This window comes from Bradyrhizobium sp. 1200_D9_N1_1 (genome assembly GCF_052075915.1).
Classification (GTDB): Bacteria; Pseudomonadota; Alphaproteobacteria; order Rhizobiales; family Xanthobacteraceae; genus Bradyrhizobium; species Bradyrhizobium diazoefficiens.
Genome location: NZ_CP197226.1, coordinates 6,799,886 through 6,817,786, shown reverse-complemented (window position 1 = coordinate 6,817,786; position 17,901 = coordinate 6,799,886). Strand labels below are relative to the sequence as shown.

Here is a 17,901-nt window from a genome sequence, read left to right as displayed (position 1 = left end):
CGATGGAATCCACGCAACTCGTCATCCTCGCCGGCCTCGTCATCGGCCTGATCTACGGCGCCGTGGGTCTGCTGAGCGGCTTCTGCCTGATGAGCAGCATGCGCGGCCTTCTGGCGGAAGGAGACGGCCGGCTGGTGCGGTCCTATGCGCTGGCGATCGCTGTCGCGATCGCCGCAAGCCAGCTCCTGGTCGGCAGCGGTACCGTCGATCTCGGCAAGTCGATCTACCTGCAACAATCCTTCTCGGCGCCGGTGCTGTTCCTCGGCGGCCTGCTGTTCGGCTACGGCATGGTGCTGTCGAACGGCTGTGGCTCGCGCGCTCTGGTGCTGCTCGGCCGCGGCAATCTCCGTTCCTTCGTGGTCGTGATCGTGCTCGCCATCGCCGCGCAGATGACGCTCAAGGGCCTGGTTGCGCCGGCGCGCATTGCACTGGTTCAGGCCTCGCAAACCTCCGTCGGCGCCAATTCGCTGCCGTCCGTGCTGGCGACGCTCGGCCTTGCTGAAGCTCTCTCGCGCGCGATTGCCGCTGCCGTGATCGTCGTGGCATTGATCCTGTTTGCGTTCGCCCACCCGACATTCCGCCGTTCGCCTGGCCAGATCGCGGCGGGCGTCATCGTCGGCGTCCTCGTTGCCGGTGGTTGGTTCGTCACCGGCTATCTCGGCGCCGACGACTTCAATCCCGTCCCCGTGACCTCGCTCACCTTCGTCGCGCCGATCGCAGATGCCCTGCAATATGCCATGCTATCGACCGGCCTGACGCTCAATTTCGGCGTCGCGACGGTTGCCGGCGTCTTCGCCGGCAGTCTGGTGACGGCACTCGCTACTGGCCGCTTCAAGCTCGAAGGCTATTCATCGCCGCGCCATATGCTGCGCTCGGCGGGCGGCGCCGCGATGATGGGGATCGGCGGTGTGATGGCGTTCGGCTGCTCGATCGGACAGGGGCTTACCGGCGTGTCGACGCTGGCGCTGGGCTCGTTGGTTGCGCTCGCCGGCATCCTGCTCGGCACGACAGCGGGCCTGCGCGGCGCGCTTCGCGTTCAACCTCTCGCGATGGCCTGACTGCGCAGCAGGCGATCCCCGAGCGTTGCCAGGCCGATGCCGGCGACGATCAGTCCGGCCGCGACAGCAAGGCTCAAGTCGATCGGCTCGCCCAGCAGGACCGCCGCACTGGCGATGCCGACGAGTGGCGTCGCCGTGGTGCCGAGCGACGTCGTCAGCGCCGAGATGCTCTTGTTGACCATCGACATCGCCCAATAGGCAAGCGCCGTCCCGATCAGGCCGGAATAGAGGAACAGCAGCACGAGCCTCCACGACCAATTTACGTGCGGTATGCCGTCCACGATTGCCGCGGTGATCGACAGCACCACCGTTGCCACCAACACCTGCCAGATCAGGAGCTGAAGCGGGGAGGCGAGCCAGCGATGCGCGCGAATATAGATGATGTTTGCGGCCCACGCGATCGCTGCGAGGATGACCATGCCGGCGCCGAGCATGACGTTGCCATTGGTCCAATCGATCGATGTCGGGTTCAGGATCACGGCAAGGCCGATCAGTCCGAGCAGGGCGCCGGCGACCTTTGGCGCGGTCAGCGTGTCGTTCCCGATCAGGGGCGCGGCGATCGCGACCCAGAGCGGTGTGGTGTAGCCGAGCACGACGGCCTTGCCCGCGGGCAGGAAGCGCACACCGGCCGCAACCAGGACCGAGAACACCGTCATGTGCAAGAGGGCCACGCTGAGAACCACCGGAATGTCGCGCCGCTCCGGGATCACGAGATTGTTGCTCAGTCCAAGGATCACGAACAAGGCAGCCAGGGCGATCCAGCTGCGGATCGCCGAAGTCCACAGTGGCGAAAGGAACTGGACGAGCTGCTTCGTCACCGACCAGTTCACACCCCAGGCCAGCACGACGATGAGAAACAGGCCGACGGCGGCGCGGGGTGAAAGGGAGTTCATCTCGGAGGTCCTTGAAGCAGTCTGGCCTCGCGGATAGCATCCGGGCTGGCACCTGGAAAAGTGCCAGATCGAGCAGGAATAAGGTGCCAGTTTCAGAAGAGATGATCGCCGGCTTGATCGAGTTGAAGCGGACCGGTGAGGAAGGGCTGATGGCTCAACTGACGAGCCAGCTCAGGGAGCTGATCGGAAGCGGCCGCATCGGCAAGGGCCGCGGGCTGCCGTCGAGCCGACAGCTTGCGAGCGATCTCGGGGTCTCGCGCAACACCGTGACCTATGCGTTCGAGCAGCTTGCCGCCGAAGGGTATTTGGCTGCGTCGCACGGGCGGCGCCCGGTCGTGACGGTCGACGGCGGTGAGCGTATCGAAGCAGCTGGCGCCGCGACATCAGGTGTCCGCTCGGGCACGCCGCGCCTCTCTCCCTGGGCCTCAAAGCTCAAGCAGGCGGACTGGCCGATGTCCTATCTGGCGCAGCTAAAACCGTTGCGCCCTGGGCAAGGTGATTTCAGGGAGTTTCCGAACGAGGTCTGGGCTCGCTGTCTGCGCCGCAGCGCCGTGCGTGCGGCCAGGCGCGAGCTCGGCTCCGTCAACCGGCCGCGCTTACGCGAGGCGCTGGCGCATTATCTCGCGACCAGCAGGGGCGTTCGCGCCACGGCGGACCAGATCATGATCCTGCCGAGCGCACAGGCTGCGCTCACTTTGATCGCGGCTGTCGTCATCACGCAAGGTGACGAGGTCTGGGTCGAGGATCCCGGCTATCCCGGCGCCGCGGCTGCCTTTCGTGCCTCCGGCGCGCGTGACCGGCATCAGGCTGGACGAGCAGGGCATGCAGCGGATGCCTGGTGTCGCGGCTCCAACGCTGATCTTCATGACGCCATCGCACCAGCATCCGACCGGGCGGTTGATGTCGCTGGCCCGCCGCACCGAATTCCTGGGCATGTGCAAGCCCGGCAAGACCTGGATCGTGGAGGACGATTACGACGGCGAATTTCACTATGACAGCCGGCCGGTGCCGGCCTTGCAGGGGCTCGATACCCATGGCCGCGTGTTCTATGTCGGCACGTTCTCGAAGGCGATGACGTCGGATATCCGGCTCGGCTATCTCGTGGTGCCGCCGGCGCTGGTCAGCGCCCTGGAGATCGCGCAGCGGCATATCGGGCTGATCGCCGCCAGCCATGTCCAGGAAGCGCTGGCCGAGTTCATTGCCGACGGGCATTTTCTCGCGCATCTGCGCCGGATGCGCCGGCTCTATCACGCGCGCCGCGATCATCTCGTCGAGGGACTGGAGCGCCATCTTGGCGAGGTGCTTACGGCCGAGGTGCCCTCGGGCGGCATCCAGCTGGTCGCGCGCCTCAAGCGCGGTCGCGCTGATCAGGCCGCGGTCAAGCGCCTGGTCGCAGCGGGGGTTGAAACGCGCGCCTTGTCCAGCCTTGCGCTCGGCCGGCCGCGCGATCACGGCCTGCTGCTCGGCTTTGCAGCATGGCGCGAGAACGAGATCAGCGCCGCCGTGCGGACGATGGCATCGTGCTTCTAGCGCGCCGCGTTAGTCCATGGCCTTGGTCACGATGCGGATCTCGGAGGTCAGAGTGCGGTGCACCGGGCACTTGTCGGCGATCTCCATCAGCTTCTTGCGCTGCTCGGCGTCGAGCGCACCGTCCATCGCGATGTCGCGCTCGATCTGGTCGAGCATGCCCTCGCGCGTCTCGCATTCCGCACAATCCCTGGCGTAGATCTTGGAATGTTTCAGCGTGACAGTGACGCGGTCGAGGGGCAGCGATTTACGGTCGGCATACAGGCGCATGGTCATGGAGGTGCAGGCACCTAAGCCTGCGATTAGGAAATCGTAAGGTCCAGGTCCGGCATCCTCGCCGCCGGCGGCGACCGGCTCGTCCGCCACGAGGCGATGCGGGCCGATGGAAATGATCTGGTTGAACTTGCTCTTGCGGGTCTCCTGAACCACGACCTTGCGCGGCGCCTCCGTGAGATCCATCGCTTTGGCAGGCTTTGCGGCGTCGATATACCGGCTTGCCCAAGCCGCGATCACGTCGGCCGCATAGAGCGCGTCGGCCGGCCTGGTGAGGAGATGGTCTGCGTGGTCGAGCGAGACGAAGCTCTTGGGATGCTTGGCCGCGACGAAGAGCTTGGTCGCATTGTCGATGCCCACGGTATCGTCGAGCGGCGAGTGCATCACCAGCAGCGCCTTGTGCAGGCCGGTGACGTCCTTCATCAGCTCATGCTCGGCGATGTCTTCGAGGAATTCGCGCTTGATACGGAATGGACGCCCGGCAAGCGACACTTCGACCTCGCCCTGTGCGCGGATCGCGTCAACATGTTCCCTGAACAGGCCGGTGACGTGGGTGGGGTCAGATGGCGCTGCAATGGTCACCACCGCTTTCGCCTCGGGAACTTTGCTGGCCGCGGCCAGAATCGCAGCGCCGCCGAGGCTATGGCCGATCAGGATCGAGGGTGCCTTGCGCGTCGAACGCAGATGATCGGCCGCGCGCACGAGGTCGGCGACGTTCGAGGAGAACGTCGAATTGGCGAAATCACCCTCGCTGGAGCCGAGCCCGGTGAAGTCGAAACGCAGCACCGCGATGCCCTTGGCGGCGAGCGCGACCGAGATGCGCTTGGCCGCCAGCGTGTCCTTGCCGCAGGTGAAGCAGTGTGCGAACAACGCGAAAGCCGCGGGCTCGCCGTCCGGCAGCTCCAGCGCGGCCGCGAGCTGATGGCCGCCTTCGCCGGTGAATTGAAAGCGTTCCGTCGGCATGGCCTTCCCCCGTCTCTTGGTTGGACTTAATCGCCTGAATAGCGCTGCTCGGCCCAGGGATCGCCGCGGTTATGATAGCCGCGGACTTCCCAGAAACCCGGTGCGTCCTCGGTCTGGAATTCGATCGCCTGGAGCCATTTGGCGCTCTTCCAGAAATAGAGATGCGGCACGACCAGCCGCACCGGGCCGCCGTGCTCCTCCGTCAGCGGCTGGCCGGACCAGCTATGGGCGAGCAGGGCGTCCTCGGCGGCGAAGTCTTCCAGCGCGAGGTTGGTGGTGTAGCCGTCATAGGAATGCAGGACGACGAAGCGTGCATCCTCGCGCGGCTGGCAGGCCGCGAGCAGCTCGTGCGTGGCGAGGCCTTCCCAAAGGTTGTCGTAGCGCGACCAGGTCGTCACGCAGTGGATGTCGGAGGTGAACTGGACCTGCTTCTGCGCAGTGAACTCGGCGAAGGTCCAGAACACGGGATGTTCGATCGCGCCGTAGACGTCGAGCCGCCAGCGATCACGTGAGACCGGTGGCACGACTCCGAGGTCGAGCACCGGCCAGTCTTTCGTGAGGTGCTGGCCCGGCGGTAGCCTTTGATCTTCCGGACGCGTGATCTTGCCCGTGAGGAAGCGGCCCTCGCGCGCCCATTTCTCCTTGGTGCGCGTCAGCTTGCTGTCGGGCGGCTCGTTGTCGTCGGCCATCAGCTTACTCGTGGCGATGCATTGCGGAGGCGTGCTTGGTGTCGCGCATGGTGGAATAGATGATCAGCGACAGGCAGATGACGCCGCTGAGGTAGAAGTAGAACCATTCCTCGTGCCCGATGCTCTTGAAGTAGAGCGCGATCGCGGGTGCCGTGCCGCCGAAAATCGAGACCGTGATCGCATAGGGCAGGCCGACGCCGAGCGCGCGGACATTGGTCGGGAACAGCTCGGCCTTCACCACGGCGTTGATCGAGGTGTAGCCGGCGACGAACAGCCAGGCACAGCAGATCAGGATGAAGGCCATGAAGGGCGACTTCGTCTCCTTCAGTGTCATCAGCAGCGGCACGGTCGCCAGCGTACCGGCGACACCGAAGAAGATCAGCAGCGGCTTGCGGCCGATCTTGTCGGAGATCGCACCGTAGATCGGCTGCAGGATGGTCGCGAAGATCAGCGTGCCGAAGATCACGAAGGTGGTCTGGTCTTCGGTGAGCCCGACCGAGAGCTTGACGAAGGTCTGCATGTAGGTGGTGAAGGTGTAGAACGCGGCGGTACCGCCGGCGGTGAGACCCACCACCAGGAGCAGCTCGCGTGGGTAGCGCAGTAAATTGGTGATCGAACCGGTCGGCTTCACCACCTTTTTGGCTTCCTCGAAGGCCTCAGTCTCGTGCAGATTGCGCCGCATCACCGCGGCAAAAATCGCGAGCGCCGCGCCGATCGCAAACGGGATGCGCCAGCCCCAGGCCTTCAGCTCGTCGGGCGTCAGGAAGACCTTTTGCAGGAGCAGCAGCACGATGATTGCGGTGAGCTGACCGCCGATCAGGGTGACGTATTGGAAGCTGGAATAGAAGCCGCGGTGCTTGGGATCGGCGACCTCGCTGAGATAGGTGGCGCTGGCGCCATATTCGCCGCCGAGGCTGAGGCCCTCGATCACGCGGGCGAGCGCCAGGATCGCCGGCGCGGCGAACCCGATCGTGGCATAGGTCGGCGTCACCGCGATGATCAGCGAGCCGAAGCACATGAAGACGACGGACAGCGTCAGCGAGATACGGCGGCCGAAATGGTCGGCAAGGTAGCCGAAGAACCAGCCGCCGAGGGGACGCATCAGGAAGGTCGCCGCGAATACGACGGCGACGTTCAATTGCTGCACGACCGGGTCGTTGCCGGGGAAGAAGGCCGGGGCGAAATAGAGCGCGAACGCCGTATAGGCGTAGAAATCGTACCATTCGACGAGATTGCCGATCGAGCCGATGAAGATCGCCTTGATCCGCCGCTCGGCGTCGGCGACGTCAAAATGCTCGGAGGCCGGTTTGATTACTTGGTCTGTCACGTCCGGCCTCTCTCTATCCCTGTTTGGAGAGGCCTACATCGCCTTTCCGAGCAGAAATGGCAACTGCCGGGGGCCTCTCACCGTGCCCTGCGACCAGGTCACGGTGCCTGCCGGATCGAGGCGAAAATCCGGGATCCGCTTCAGCCATTCCTCCAGCGCAACCTGCATCTCCATCCGCGCAAGGTTGGAACCGACGCAGCGATGGATACCGAGACCGAACGCGGCGTGGCGGTTCTCCCGACGATCGATCACGACTTTGTCAGCGTCCGGAAACATTTTTGGATCGCGATTGGCGGCCGGGAAGGACAGCAGCACCATGTTGCCCGCCTTGACCGGGCAGCCCGAGATCGTGGTCTCCTTGACCACCTCGCGCGCCATGGTCACCGGCGAATAGGCCCGCAGCAGCTCCTCCACGGCGATCGGGATCAGACCAGGCTCGGCGATCAGCCGCTCGCGGTCGGCCGGCGTTCTGGCGAGATGCCAGAGCGAGGAGCCGATCGCGCTCCAGGTGGTGTCGATGCCGGCGATCAGGAGCAGGCGGAGTGAGCCCAGCACGTGGGACTCTTCCAGCGGCTGACCTTCCTTGTCCTTGGCGTTCATCAGATAGGAGATGAGATCGTCGGTCGGCCTCGATCTGCGCTCCTCGATATGCGTCCTGAAATAGGCGCTCATCTCCTGCACGGCCTGGAGCAGCATGGTCTCGTCCTTGATGCCGAGCTCCAGGATCATGTGGATCCAGTTCACGAAGAGGTCGCTGTCGCTCTCGGGAATGCCGAGCATATGGGCGATGGCCCGAACCGGGATGTATTTGCTGTAGCGCGCTGCGGCATCGACCTTGCCGTCGGAGATGAAGCCGTCGATCAGCTCGTTGCAGATGGTGCGGACCCGCGGCTCGAGCTTCTTCATCGCGTCCGGGGTGAAGGGCGGCAGCAGCAACTGCTTGGCCGGCTTGTGCACGGGAGGATCGGAGGTGATCGGCGGGGCGGCATTCCTGGCAATCTCCGGCCGCACGTCGCGGACGATGATGCGGCGCGAGGAGAAATGCTCGGTGTCGTTGGCGATCTCGCGCACCGCCTCGTAGGTCGTCGGCATGTAGCAGCCGAGGAATCGCTCGGTGTGCACGACCGGGCTTGCCGCGCGCAGCTCATCCCAGATCGGAAACGGATCGTCCGTCCATTGCGGATCGGTGTGGTCGAAATCGTTGACCCAGTCGGTGACGGGCGGATGGGCGACGGGCTCGCTGACGTCGGACATGTCGGGGGGAATCCTCGGCTGGTGGTCGCTGGAATCACGCGCACGCGGGCAGACAGGAAGCTCGCGCTACTCCTCGATCACATCGATTGCGATTTCCGGGCAGTTGGATTTGGCAAGCCACGCCTTCTCTTCGAGTCCCGGCGGGACCGTGCCATCGCCGGCTTCATGCGCGTTGCCGTATTCGTCGAGCTCGAACAGCTCCGGCGCCAGCGCCTTGCAGCGCGCGTGGCCCTGGCATTTGTCGGGATCGACGTGAACCTTCAGTCGCTCTGCCATTGCGGCTTCCCTGGTCGCTTGCGTGCGCGCGAAAGGCGGCCCGCGTTCCTCATGTCAATTTTATCGGCGGCATTTGCCGCTCGGTCTAAGTTATATGCTATTACATTCGCGGCGGGCTTCCCCTGTCAAGCGCAAACTTATAGGCTTTGCCGTAACATGCGTTCACAACTCGCTCGCAAGCCCGAGAATACCTACCACCATGGCGATCTCCGTGACGCCCTGATCAAGGCCGCGTTGCGCGAGGCAGAGCAGGGCGGCGCCGAGGCGATCAGCATCAAGGCGCTGGCAAAGCAACTCGGCGTCTCGCAGCCGGCGCCCTATCGGCACTTCGCCGACCGCGAGGCGCTGCTGGCGGCAGTGACGGCGGAGGCGTTCCGGCAGCTCAGCGCGATGCTGCGCGAGGCGATGGCAAAGCCCTCGAAGCAATCGAAATTGTCGAAGCTGGCGCAGGCGACGCTCGATTTCGGCCTGCGCCGCAACGGCATCTACCGCCTGATGTTCGCTTCGCGCACCGTCTCATGCGCGGCCAAGGGCAGCGAGCTGCACGAGGCGACGCGCGAGACGCTTGGGCTCGTGATCGAAGCCCTGGAATCGCCGGCGGTCGGTTATTTGCGCGAACGGCAAGCGCTGAAGATCTGGGCGGCGGTGCATGGCGTGGTGATGCTGGCTGAGCAGGGCCTGCTCACCGGCGAACCGGCGCATGCCACGCGCGAGGAACTGGTCGAGGATTTCGTCAGCGAAACGAAGGCTGCGCTCGCGGCGGCGATCAAGGGCGCACGGCGTCGGGGAAAGACCGGCGCTTAAGCCTTCGTCGCCAGCAACTTCATCAGTTTCTCAACAGCGCTGTCAGGCGTCGTCACGACCGGGCGGCCGGTGGCCTCCGCCACCAGAGGCGCCGTCGCCGCGATGCTGAACTGCGCGAGCGCAATGACGTCGCAATCGCGTAAGTCGCGCGAAGCTTCCACGATCAGCCGATCGTGCGTGGTGCGGTCGCCCCGATCGAGCGCCGCCAGTGCGCCCTCGGCGAGTTTCGGCACGATCTGGACCGAAGCGGGGAATTCCGGCGGCATCGAGACCAGCGTCGGCGGGAAGGTCGAGAGCAGGCCGATCCGCTTGCCCATCGTCACCGCGCGCTCGATCATCGCTTCGTTCGGCTTCAGCACTGGCATCGGCGCATGGGCGCGCGCCACCGCCTCGATACAGGGGCCGAAGGCCGAACAGGTGAAGAGGATCGCGTTTGCCCCCGTTGCCCCCGCGTAGTCGCCGAGCGCGAGGAAACGCTCGGTCATGGCGTCGGTGAGCTGGCCGTCGCGCGCGAGATCCGCAGACAGGCTGTCGTCGAGCAGGTTCATCAGTCGCGCCTCGGGCCACGCTGTCGCGAATGCCGCCTCGATCGGGGCAATGGAATGCTTCAGGGCGTGGATCAGGGCGATGCGCATGGGATTTCTCTTCTCCCTCTCCCCCTAAACGGGGGAGAGGGAGAATTCCTTACTTGAACGGCACGGCGTACATCAGGCCGCCCTTGCTCCAGAGGCCGTTGAGGCCGCGATCGAGCTTGAGCGGGCTCGCCTTGCCGACATTGCGCTCATAGATCTCGCCGTAATTGCCGGTGGCCTTGATCGCCGTGACCAGCCATTTGTTGTCGAGCCCGAGCCGCGAGCCGAGATCGCCGGAGGCCCCCAGCAGCCGCTGGATCGCCGGCGTCTGCGATTTCGCCATCTCATCGACATTGGCCTGGGTGACGCCGAGCTCTTCGGCCTCGATCAGCCCGTAATGCAGCCAGGTGATGATGTCGCTCCAGACCTCGTCACCGTTGCGGGTGAAGGGCCCGAGCGGCTCCTTGCTGATGGTCTGCGGCAGCACGACGTAGTCGGCCGGGTTGGGCGCTGCGGTCGTCACCGCGCCGGCAAGCGCGGACGCATCCTGGGTCATGGCATCGCAGCGGCCGCCGAAGAAGGTCTGGTACATGGTGTCGACGCGGTCGAACACCAGCGGCTTCCAGTCGATGCCGTTGGCGCGGCCGTAATCGCCGAGCGTAACCTCGTGCGTGGTACCCTGCGCGACGCAGACCGTGGCGCCCTTGAGGTCCTTGATGTCCTTTACGCCAAGGTCCTTCTTCACGACAAAGCCCTGGCCGTCGTAGAAGTTGATCGGGCCCTGGCGCAGGCCCAGTGTCACGCCGCGCAAATAGGTCTGCGTCGAGTTGCGGTAGAGCACGTCGATCTCGCCCGATTGCAGCGCGGTGAAGCGATTCTGCGCTGTCAGGGAGACGTAACGCACCTTGCTGGCATCGCCCAGCACGCCGGCCGCAAGCGCGCGGCAATAGTCGACGTCGAGGCCCTTGTAATTGCCTTGCGAGTCCGGCGCCGAGAAGCCGGCAAAACCTGCGCTGACGCCGCACACCAGCGTGCCGCGGCTCTTTACCGTGTCGAGCGTCGCCGCCTGCGCGGCCACCGCCGATGCTGCGAGCACGCCGGCTGCGATAACCACTTTCCTCATCATGCTACTCTCCCCTCAATGATTGACACTACGCAACACGTTGTCGACGGCGGTGCCGAGCTTGTCGACGATCAGGTCGATCTCGGCGACTGATGCGATATAGGGCGGTGCCAGCAGCACGTGGTCGCCGCGGACGCCGTCCACGGTGCCGCCGCCGGGATAGCAGCCGAGGCCGTTGGCGAAGGCCTCCGCCTTGATCTTCTGGTTGAGCTTGAGCGCCGGATCGAACGAGGTGCGGCTGGCGCGATCGGCGACGAGCTCGATCGCCCAGAACAGGCCGCGCCCCCTGATATCGCCGACATGGCGGTGATTGCCGAAGCGCTCGGTCAGTCGCTGCTCGAGCTGCTTGCCACGCTCCTTGACGCGATCGAGTAGGCCGTCCTCGCGGATCACGTCCTGCACCGCGAGCGCGGCCGCGCAGGCGAGGGGGTGCGCCAGATAGGTATGGCCATGCTGGAAGGCGCCCGAGCCTGACCGGATGGTGTCGATGATCCTGCCGCTCGCCAGCATCGCGCCGATCGGCTGGTAGCCGCCGCCGAGCCCCTTCGCGATCGCCTGGATGTCTGGGGCGACGCCTTCCTGCTCCCAGGCATGCGTGGTGCCGGTCCGGCCCATGCCGCACATGACTTCATCCAGGATGAGCAGCGCACCATGCCGGTCGCAGATTTCGCGCACGGCCCTGAAGTAACCGTCCGGCGCCGTCACCGCGCCGGCGGTGGCGCCGACGACGGGTTCGGCGAGGAACGCCGCAACGGAGTTGGGACCGAGCCGTTGAAATTCAGCTTCTAGCTCGGCTGCGAGCCGCGCTACGAACTGCGCATCCGACTCGCCGTCGTGTTTCTCATGATAAGCAAAGGCGGGAGTCACATGGCTGAAGGCGGCTGACAGCAGCGGCGCATAGGGCGCCCGGCGCCAGGCATTGCCGCCGGCGGCGAGCGCGCCGAGCGTATTGCCGTGATAGCTCTGCCGCCGCGCGATGAAATGCTGTCGCTGCGGCTCACCGCGCTCGATGAAATATTGCCGCGCGAGCTTGATGCTGGCCTCGATCGCCTCCGAACCGCCGCTGACGAAATAGGCGTAGGCGAGACCGCCGGGCTCGTGTCCGACCAGCGTCTCGGCCAGTGCTTCTGCCGGCTCGGACGAAAAGAAGGCGGTGTGCGCATAGGCGAGCGTCGACGCCTGCTTCGCCATCGCCGCGATCACACGCGGATGCTGGTGGCCGAGACAGGAGACCGCGGCGCCGCCGGAGGCGTCGATGACGCGCCGTCCGTCCTCGGCGAAGAGATAGATGCCTTCGCCGCCGATCGCCTTGGGCGGCGTTTCGCGTAGCGAGCGGTGCAGCACGCGGCTGGTGCGAGTGCTCATGGATCAACCTTTCTCCGAGACGTAGGTGGTAGCTGCGGCAAGCCGCGCCTCGGTATTCTCCAGACGCTTCTTCGCGGCGATGCCGCCGAGCGAGAACGTCACCGCGGCAAGCGACTGTGCAATCGCGATCGCGCCGGTGAGGCTTGGGAAAAAGCCCGGGGAAGAGGCTGCCTCGAACAGCAGCACATGGTCGGCGCCCTCGGCCATCGGTGCTGATACGCTATCGGCGATCGCAATCAGCGTCGCGCCGGCACGATAGGCGGCCTGCGCGACCCGGACGCTCGCGTGCGTATAGGGCAGGAAGCCGATGACGATGACGGCTTCGCCGGGGCGGAAGGCGCCAAGATCCAGATCGTCAGGACCGGACGCGCCGACGAGTTGCACCTGTTCGGGACGAAATAGCCGCAGTTCGTAGTTCAATAGTTCCGCGACGCTGCGGCAGCTGCGATAGCCCGCGATCCAGATCCGCTTGGCGTCGTGCAGCGCGCCGGCCGCCTCTGCAATCGGCTGCGCCGGAATGCGCGGAAGGCCGGCGGCCTCGGCCACCAGCTTGTCGGTAACGAGCGCGACGTCGGCGTGCGGACCATGACGCCGGCTCTTGGCGCGGCCGGAGAAGGGCGAGGTCTGCGATGGCCGCCGTGCCTCGGTCAGCGCCGCGCGCAACGCGTCCCAGCCGGAATAGCCGATGGCTTTTGCAAGCCGCGTGAACGCGGCGGGATCGGCGCCGGCAACGGCCGCGAGATCGCGCATCGAGCGGGTGGTGGCGTCGTAATCATTGGCGGCGACGAAGCGCCCGACCTCCTGCAAGCGCATCGGGAGCGATGGCAATGCAATGCGCAGTTCGCTCAGCGGCGAGGATTTCGCAGGCTCGGCCATGAAACATTTGTTGCATGAATTGGCTTTTGGTGCAACAGTTGACGTGCGCCGCCGGAAATCATTGCTTTTGAGAAGGATTTTTGCGCTGTGACATCAGATGGTCCGAGACCGCCGCCGCGCCGCCGCTTGTTCGGCGCCTTCGGACAACGGGAGCTGAAAGGCCTGTTCTGGCAGGTCCTGGTGGTCGGGATCGCGGTCGGGGTGATCGCCTTCCTCTGGTCCAACACCGTCACCAATCTCTCCGCTCGCCGGATCACCACGGGCTTTGCCTTTCTCGGCCGCGAAGCGGGCATGCCGATCGCCGACAGCCTGCTCGCCTACAATCCGCGCGACACCTACCTCTGGGCCTTCGTCGTCGGGATCGCCAACACTCTGCGCGTTGCGGTGATCGGCATCGTGCTCGCGACCATCCTGGGCACGCTGATCGGGATCTCGCGGCTGTCGGCCAACTGGCTGCTGTCGCGGCTCGCCGCCGTCTATGTCGAGACGCTCCGCGACATCCCGCTGCTGCTTCAGCTCCTGTTCTGGTACGTGCTGATGCAGGGGCTGCCGGCCGCGCGCGCGGCGTTCCGGCCGCTCGAGGGAGTGTTCCTCTCCAATCGCGGCCTGATCCTGCCGGCGATCCCGATCGGGGCGCCGCAACTCTGGGTGCTCGGCACGGCCGCGCTGGGCTGTGCCGTGTTCTATGTTTTCAGACGATGGCAGATCGCGCAGCAGATGCGGGACGGCAAGCCGCGGTCGGCATGGCCGTTTGCGCTCGGCCTGATCGTCATGCTGCCGGCGGCAGTGTCGGTGCTGCTAGGTGTGCCCTGGGCGATCGAATGGCCCGAGCTGCGCGGCTTCAACTTCGTCGGCGGGTTGACGCTGGCGCCGGAATATTTTGCGCTCCTGATCGCGCTCGTCGCCTACACCTCGGCCTTCATCGCCGAGATCGTGCGCAGCGGCATCCAGTCGGTGCCGCGCGGGCAGTGGGATGCCGCCAACGCGCTCGGCCTGCGCCGCAGCTTCATGCTGCGGCAGATCATCCTGCCGCAGGCGCTCCGCGTCATCGTGCCGCCGATGACGAGCCAATACCTCAACCTGACCAAGAACTCCTCGCTCGCGGTCGCGATCGGCTACCAGGACGTGGTCTCGGTCGCCAACACCACGCTGAACCAGACCGGGCAGGCGATCGAGGCGATCGCGCTGATCATGGCGGTGTTCTTGACCATCAGCCTCGGCATCAGCTTCTTCATGAACTGGTACAACGCGCGTATCGCGCTGGTGGAGCGCTGAGCATGACGGCGATCACCGATAGTCCGGATGCACCGCGCGCCGCGCGCCGCCCGCAGATGGGAAATCCGGTGCTGCGCTGGCTGCGCACCAATTTGTTCTCGTCGATCCCCAACGGCATTCTGTCGGTCGTGCTGCTGGCGATCCTCGCCAAGGGCATCTTCAGCTTCGTGCAGTGGGGCATCGCGAATGCAGTGTGGCTGACGCCCGCGAACGATTCCAGCGCGTGCCGTGCCGTCCGCGGCTTCGGCGCCTGCTGGGCGATCATCCCCGAGAAATATCGGTTCATCCTGTTCGGCACCTATCCGTTCGACGAGCAATGGCGGCCGGCGCTGTCGGTGGTGCTGTTCATCGCGCTGTTCTATCTCTCCAGCCGCCGTGCTTTCTGGCGGCGCGAGCTGGTCTATCTCTGGATCGGTGTGCTGGCGCTGATCAGCGTGCTGATGTGGGGAGGCGTGTTCGGCCTGTCCTTCGTGTCGCAGGACCGCTGGGGCGGACTGCCGGTGACGCTGATCCTGGCGACCTTCGGTCTCGCCTTCGGCTTCCCGCTCGGTATCCTCGTCGCGCTCGGCCGGCGCTCAAAGCTGCCGGCGATCCGCTCGCTCAGCGTGCTCTATGTCGAGCTGATCCGCGGCGTGCCGTTGGTCAGCCTGCTGTTCATGGCGAGCGTGATGTTTCCGCTGTTCATGCCCAGCGGCTTCAACATCGACAAGCTGCTGCGTGCGCAGATCGCGATCATCCTGTTTGCGGGCGCTTACCTTGCCGAAGTCATTCGCGGCGGCCTTCAGGCCGTGCCGCGCGGACAATACGAGGCCGCCGAGGCGCTGGGGCTGTCCTATTGGCGCAAGCACCGGCTGATCGTCCTGCCGCAGGCGATCCGCCACGTCATCCCGCCGCTGGTCAACACCTTCATTGCCTTCTTCAAGGACACCAGCCTCGTCCTCATCATCGGCATCTTCGACCTGCTGACGACGGCCAAGACGGCGATCATCGATCCGGCCTGGCAGCAATTCTCGGTCGAAGTCTACATCTTCGTCGCCGCGATCTATTTTGTGTTCTGCTTTGCGATGTCGCGCTATAGCCGCGGCCTGGAGGCGGCAAGCGGACGGTGAGGTGATCTTCCTTCTCCCCTTGTGGGAGAAGGTGGCGCGAAGCGCCGGATGAGGGGTTCTATCCTCGAGTTCGGACGGTGAGGGAGTCGCTCGCGGAGAGATACCCTCCCGTCTCGCCGCTTCGCGGCGAGCCACCCTCTCCCACGAGGGGAGAGGGGAACTACCGAGTACGTGTTGTAGATCGTGCTACTTCTTCACCTTCGGATCAATCGGCGTCGTGCCGCGCAGGCCCAGAATATCCTCCAGAACCTTCGCTCCCGCGAGCACTTGTGCATCAGCGCGGGGGGCTCCCACCACCTGGACGCCGACCGGCAGGCCTGACGCCGTGAAGCCGCAGGGCAGCGACAGCGACGGGCAGCACGCTAGCGTGATGGCGTAGACGATGCCGAGCCACTCGACGTAGTTGTCGAACCTCTTGCCCGCGCATTCGGCGACATAGCGGTCTTCGATCGGAAAGGGCGGCACGATCGTCGTCGGCACCAGCAGGAGATCGTAGGTCTTGAAGAACTCCACCGCGCGTGCAGTCATGCCGACGCGCTGCGCCTCGGCGCGCGCGAGCTGCTCGACGGTGAGCTTGAGGCCTTCCTCGATGTTCCAGATCACCTCGGGCTTGAGCAGGTCCCGCTTGGTGCGCAGCAGATTGGCCTTGGTGATGGCGAAATCGAACGCGCGCAGCACGTGGAAGCATTCATGCGCCTCGCGCCAGTCGGGATGGGCCTCCTCGACGATGGCGCCGGCCTCGGCAAAGCGCTCAGCGGCCTTGCGTGTGATGGCCTTCACCTCAGGATCGACGGGCGTGATGCCGAGATCGGGTGAATAGGCAATGCGCTTCGGCTTCTTGCCCGCCTGTGTCGCCGACAGGAACGACGTCGCAGGCGCAGGCAGCGACAGCGGATCGTCCGCATAGTCGCCGCTCATGGCATCCAGCAGCAGGGCGAGATCCTCGACGTTGCGTGCCATCGGGCCCACCACGCCGAGATTGCGATCGATCGCCGATTTGGGGGTATGGGCGACGCGGCCAATGCTCGGCCGCATTCCGACGACGCCGCAGAACGCCGCCGGGCTGCGCAGGCTGCCACCCATGTCGGAGCCCTGGGCGAGCCAGGCCATGCCGGTCGCAAGCGCCACCGCCGCGCCGCCTGAGGAGCCGGCGGCGGACTTGGACGTATCCCAGGGATTGAGAGTTGCGCCGAACACCTCGTTGAAGGTGTTGGCGCCGGCGCCGAATTCCGGCGTGTTGGACTTCGCGTAGACGACTGCGCCGTTGGTTTCGAGGTTCTCGACCATGAGGTCGGACTTCGCGGGGATGTTGTCCTTGAAGATCGGCGAACCCTGCGTGTTCAGCACGCCGGCGACGTCGGTCAGGTCCTTGATCGGCACCGGCAGGCCAGCGAGCAGCCCGCGCGCACCGGCCGGCTTCTGCATCAGCGCCTTCGCATTGGCCCGCGCGCGGTCGAAGCACAGCGTCGGCAGCGCGTTGACCTTGCCGTCGACCTCAGCGACGCGCTTCTCCAGCGCATCCAGCAGTTCGAGCGGCGAGACGTCGCCGGAACGCAACTTGTCGACGACGGTGCGGGCGGTTTCGCGGATCAGGTCTTGAGACAACTATTTTACTCCTATCTCTTGATTGTCATTCCGGGGCGCCCGAAGGGCGAACCCGGAATCTCGAGGTTCCGGGTTCGATGCTTTGCATCGCCCCGGAACGACGGTGGCTAAATAACCTTGGAGAAACTAACCCCACCCGGCACTGATGCCGCCATCCACCGTATAGATGACCCCGGACGTATAGCCGGCGCGATCCGACGCCAGGAACGCCATGAGGTCGCCGATCTCGCGCGCATGCGCGGGGCGGCCGAGCGGCAGGCTCTTCTGGAATTCCTTGTAGCGGCTCTCGTCGCCGAACTGGTGCATGGCCCGCGTCTTGAGCAGCGTGACGTGGCGGTCGGTGCCGACAGGGCCGGGATTGATGCCGACCACGCGGATGTTGTCGGCGAGGCTCTTGCCGCCGAGCGCGCGGGTGAACGCCATCAGCGCGGCATTCCCGGCGCTGCCGCAGATGTAGTTCGCGTCGAACTTTTCGCCGGCCGCACCGATGTCGTTGACGATGACCCCGCCGCCCTTCGCCTTCATCTGCGCGTAGATCTGCCGCGTGAGGTTAATGTAGCCGAACACCTTCAATTCCCAGGCGTGGCGCCAGGTCGCCTCGTCGATCTTGTCGATCGAGCCGCCGGGGATGTCGCCGGCATTGTTCACGAGGATGTCGATGTCGGCGGCTTCTGTGGCCAGCCGTGCGATGCCTTCGGTCTTGCGCAGGTCGACGATGCTCGTCGCGGCGTCGATCTGGTGAGCAGACCGCAAGCGGTCCGCCAGCGCCTTGAGCTGATCGCCGCTGCGCGCGGCGAGCAGGAGATGCGCGCCTTCCTCGGCGAACGCCTCGGCGGCGGCGGCGCCGATGCCCTTGGACGCGCCCGTGATCAGGACACGCTTGCCACGCAGATGCAGATCCATGGGGGTTAC

16 protein-coding genes and 1 pseudogene are annotated in these 17,901 nt (G+C 65.4%); 5 read left to right on the top strand and 12 right to left on the bottom strand.

Annotation, left to right across the window (positions count from 1 at the left end):
* The first annotated feature begins 2 nt into the window (after positions 1-2).
* A complete protein-coding gene (locus tag AB5K84_RS32635; protein ID WP_038965785.1) occupies positions 3-1,058 on the top strand; it encodes a YeeE/YedE family protein in 1,056 nt (351 codons plus the stop codon).
* Here the strand turns inward: AB5K84_RS32635 and AB5K84_RS32630 are convergent.
* A complete protein-coding gene (locus AB5K84_RS32630; protein ID WP_011085684.1) occupies positions 1,037-1,951 on the bottom strand; it encodes a DMT family transporter in 915 nt (304 codons plus the stop codon). The genes AB5K84_RS32635 and AB5K84_RS32630 overlap by 22 nt on opposite strands.
* A gap of 101 nt (positions 1,952-2,052) precedes the next feature.
* Here AB5K84_RS32630 and pdxR point away from each other — a divergent pair.
* Positions 2,053-3,481 (top strand): annotated as a pseudogene (gene pdxR, locus AB5K84_RS32625) (MocR-like pyridoxine biosynthesis transcription factor PdxR).
* A 9-nt stretch (positions 3,482-3,490) separates the two neighbouring features.
* Here the strand turns inward: pdxR and AB5K84_RS32620 are convergent.
* The 5 genes from AB5K84_RS32620 to AB5K84_RS32600 all read right to left on the bottom strand — a co-directional run bounded on the left by AB5K84_RS32620 (position 3,491) and on the right by AB5K84_RS32600 (position 8,260).
* Positions 3,491-4,714 (bottom strand): bifunctional alpha/beta hydrolase/OsmC family protein, encoded by a 1,224-nt coding sequence (locus AB5K84_RS32620; RefSeq protein ID WP_011085686.1) that lies wholly within the window; start codon positions 4,712-4,714, stop codon positions 3,491-3,493.
* 26 nt (positions 4,715-4,740) lie between these two features.
* The gene (locus AB5K84_RS32615) at positions 4,741-5,403 is read right to left on the bottom strand and encodes a sulfite oxidase-like oxidoreductase (protein WP_011085687.1); all 663 of its coding nucleotides are present in this window, start codon (positions 5,401-5,403) and stop codon (positions 4,741-4,743) included.
* Between the two features lie 4 nt (positions 5,404-5,407).
* Positions 5,408-6,730 (bottom strand): MFS transporter, encoded by a 1,323-nt coding sequence (locus AB5K84_RS32610; RefSeq protein WP_011085688.1) that lies wholly within the window; start codon positions 6,728-6,730, stop codon positions 5,408-5,410.
* A 33-nt stretch (positions 6,731-6,763) separates the two neighbouring features.
* Complete coding sequence (locus tag AB5K84_RS32605) at positions 6,764-7,984, bottom strand: cytochrome P450 (protein ID WP_011085689.1); 1,221 nt, start codon at positions 7,982-7,984, stop codon at positions 6,764-6,766.
* A 66-nt stretch (positions 7,985-8,050) separates the two neighbouring features.
* Positions 8,051-8,260 (bottom strand): ferredoxin, encoded by a 210-nt coding sequence (locus AB5K84_RS32600; RefSeq protein ID WP_011085690.1) that lies wholly within the window; start codon positions 8,258-8,260, stop codon positions 8,051-8,053.
* A 156-nt stretch (positions 8,261-8,416) separates the two neighbouring features.
* Between AB5K84_RS32600 and AB5K84_RS32595 the strand changes: the two genes are divergently transcribed.
* Positions 8,417-9,064: a TetR/AcrR family transcriptional regulator gene (locus AB5K84_RS32595; RefSeq protein WP_011085691.1), complete on the top strand. Its 648-nt coding sequence runs from the start codon at positions 8,417-8,419 to the stop codon at positions 9,062-9,064.
* Here AB5K84_RS32595 and AB5K84_RS32590 read toward each other — a convergent pair.
* The 4 genes from AB5K84_RS32590 to AB5K84_RS32575 are packed head-to-tail and all read right to left on the bottom strand — an operon-like array spanning position 9,061 to position 13,000.
* Positions 9,061-9,699, bottom strand: coding sequence for an aspartate/glutamate racemase family protein (locus tag AB5K84_RS32590; RefSeq protein ID WP_011085692.1), 639 nt, complete (start codon positions 9,697-9,699; stop codon positions 9,061-9,063). The genes AB5K84_RS32595 and AB5K84_RS32590 overlap by 4 nt on opposite strands.
* A gap of 49 nt (positions 9,700-9,748) precedes the next feature.
* Entirely contained in the window at positions 9,749-10,762 is a 1,014-nt protein-coding gene (locus AB5K84_RS32585; protein ID WP_011085693.1) for an amino acid ABC transporter substrate-binding protein, read from the bottom strand.
* A 12-nt stretch (positions 10,763-10,774) separates the two neighbouring features.
* Positions 10,775-12,124: an aspartate aminotransferase family protein gene (locus AB5K84_RS32580; protein WP_011085694.1), complete on the bottom strand. Its 1,350-nt coding sequence runs from the start codon at positions 12,122-12,124 to the stop codon at positions 10,775-10,777.
* 3 nt (positions 12,125-12,127) lie between these two features.
* On the bottom strand, positions 12,128-13,000 hold the full coding sequence (locus AB5K84_RS32575) for a MurR/RpiR family transcriptional regulator (RefSeq protein WP_011085695.1): 873 nt from the start codon (positions 12,998-13,000) through the stop codon (positions 12,128-12,130).
* 87 nt (positions 13,001-13,087) lie between these two features.
* On the opposite strand from AB5K84_RS32575, the gene AB5K84_RS32570 reads away from it, so the two are divergent.
* Together AB5K84_RS32570 and AB5K84_RS32565 are read left to right on the top strand one after the other, a co-directional pair.
* A complete protein-coding gene (locus AB5K84_RS32570; protein ID WP_038965781.1) occupies positions 13,088-14,275 on the top strand; it encodes an amino acid ABC transporter permease in 1,188 nt (395 codons plus the stop codon).
* Between the two features lie 2 nt (positions 14,276-14,277).
* Positions 14,278-15,384 (top strand): amino acid ABC transporter permease, encoded by a 1,107-nt coding sequence (locus AB5K84_RS32565; protein WP_011085697.1) that lies wholly within the window; start codon positions 14,278-14,280, stop codon positions 15,382-15,384.
* 186 nt (positions 15,385-15,570) lie between these two features.
* On the opposite strand, the gene AB5K84_RS32560 is transcribed toward AB5K84_RS32565, so the two are convergent.
* Complete coding sequence (locus tag AB5K84_RS32560; protein WP_038965780.1) at positions 15,571-16,989, bottom strand: amidase; 1,419 nt, start codon at positions 16,987-16,989, stop codon at positions 15,571-15,573.
* A 126-nt stretch (positions 16,990-17,115) separates the two neighbouring features.
* Positions 17,116-17,892, bottom strand: coding sequence for an SDR family oxidoreductase (locus AB5K84_RS32555; RefSeq protein WP_011085699.1), 777 nt, complete (start codon positions 17,890-17,892; stop codon positions 17,116-17,118).
* Between the last annotated feature and the right edge of the window lie 9 nt (positions 17,893-17,901).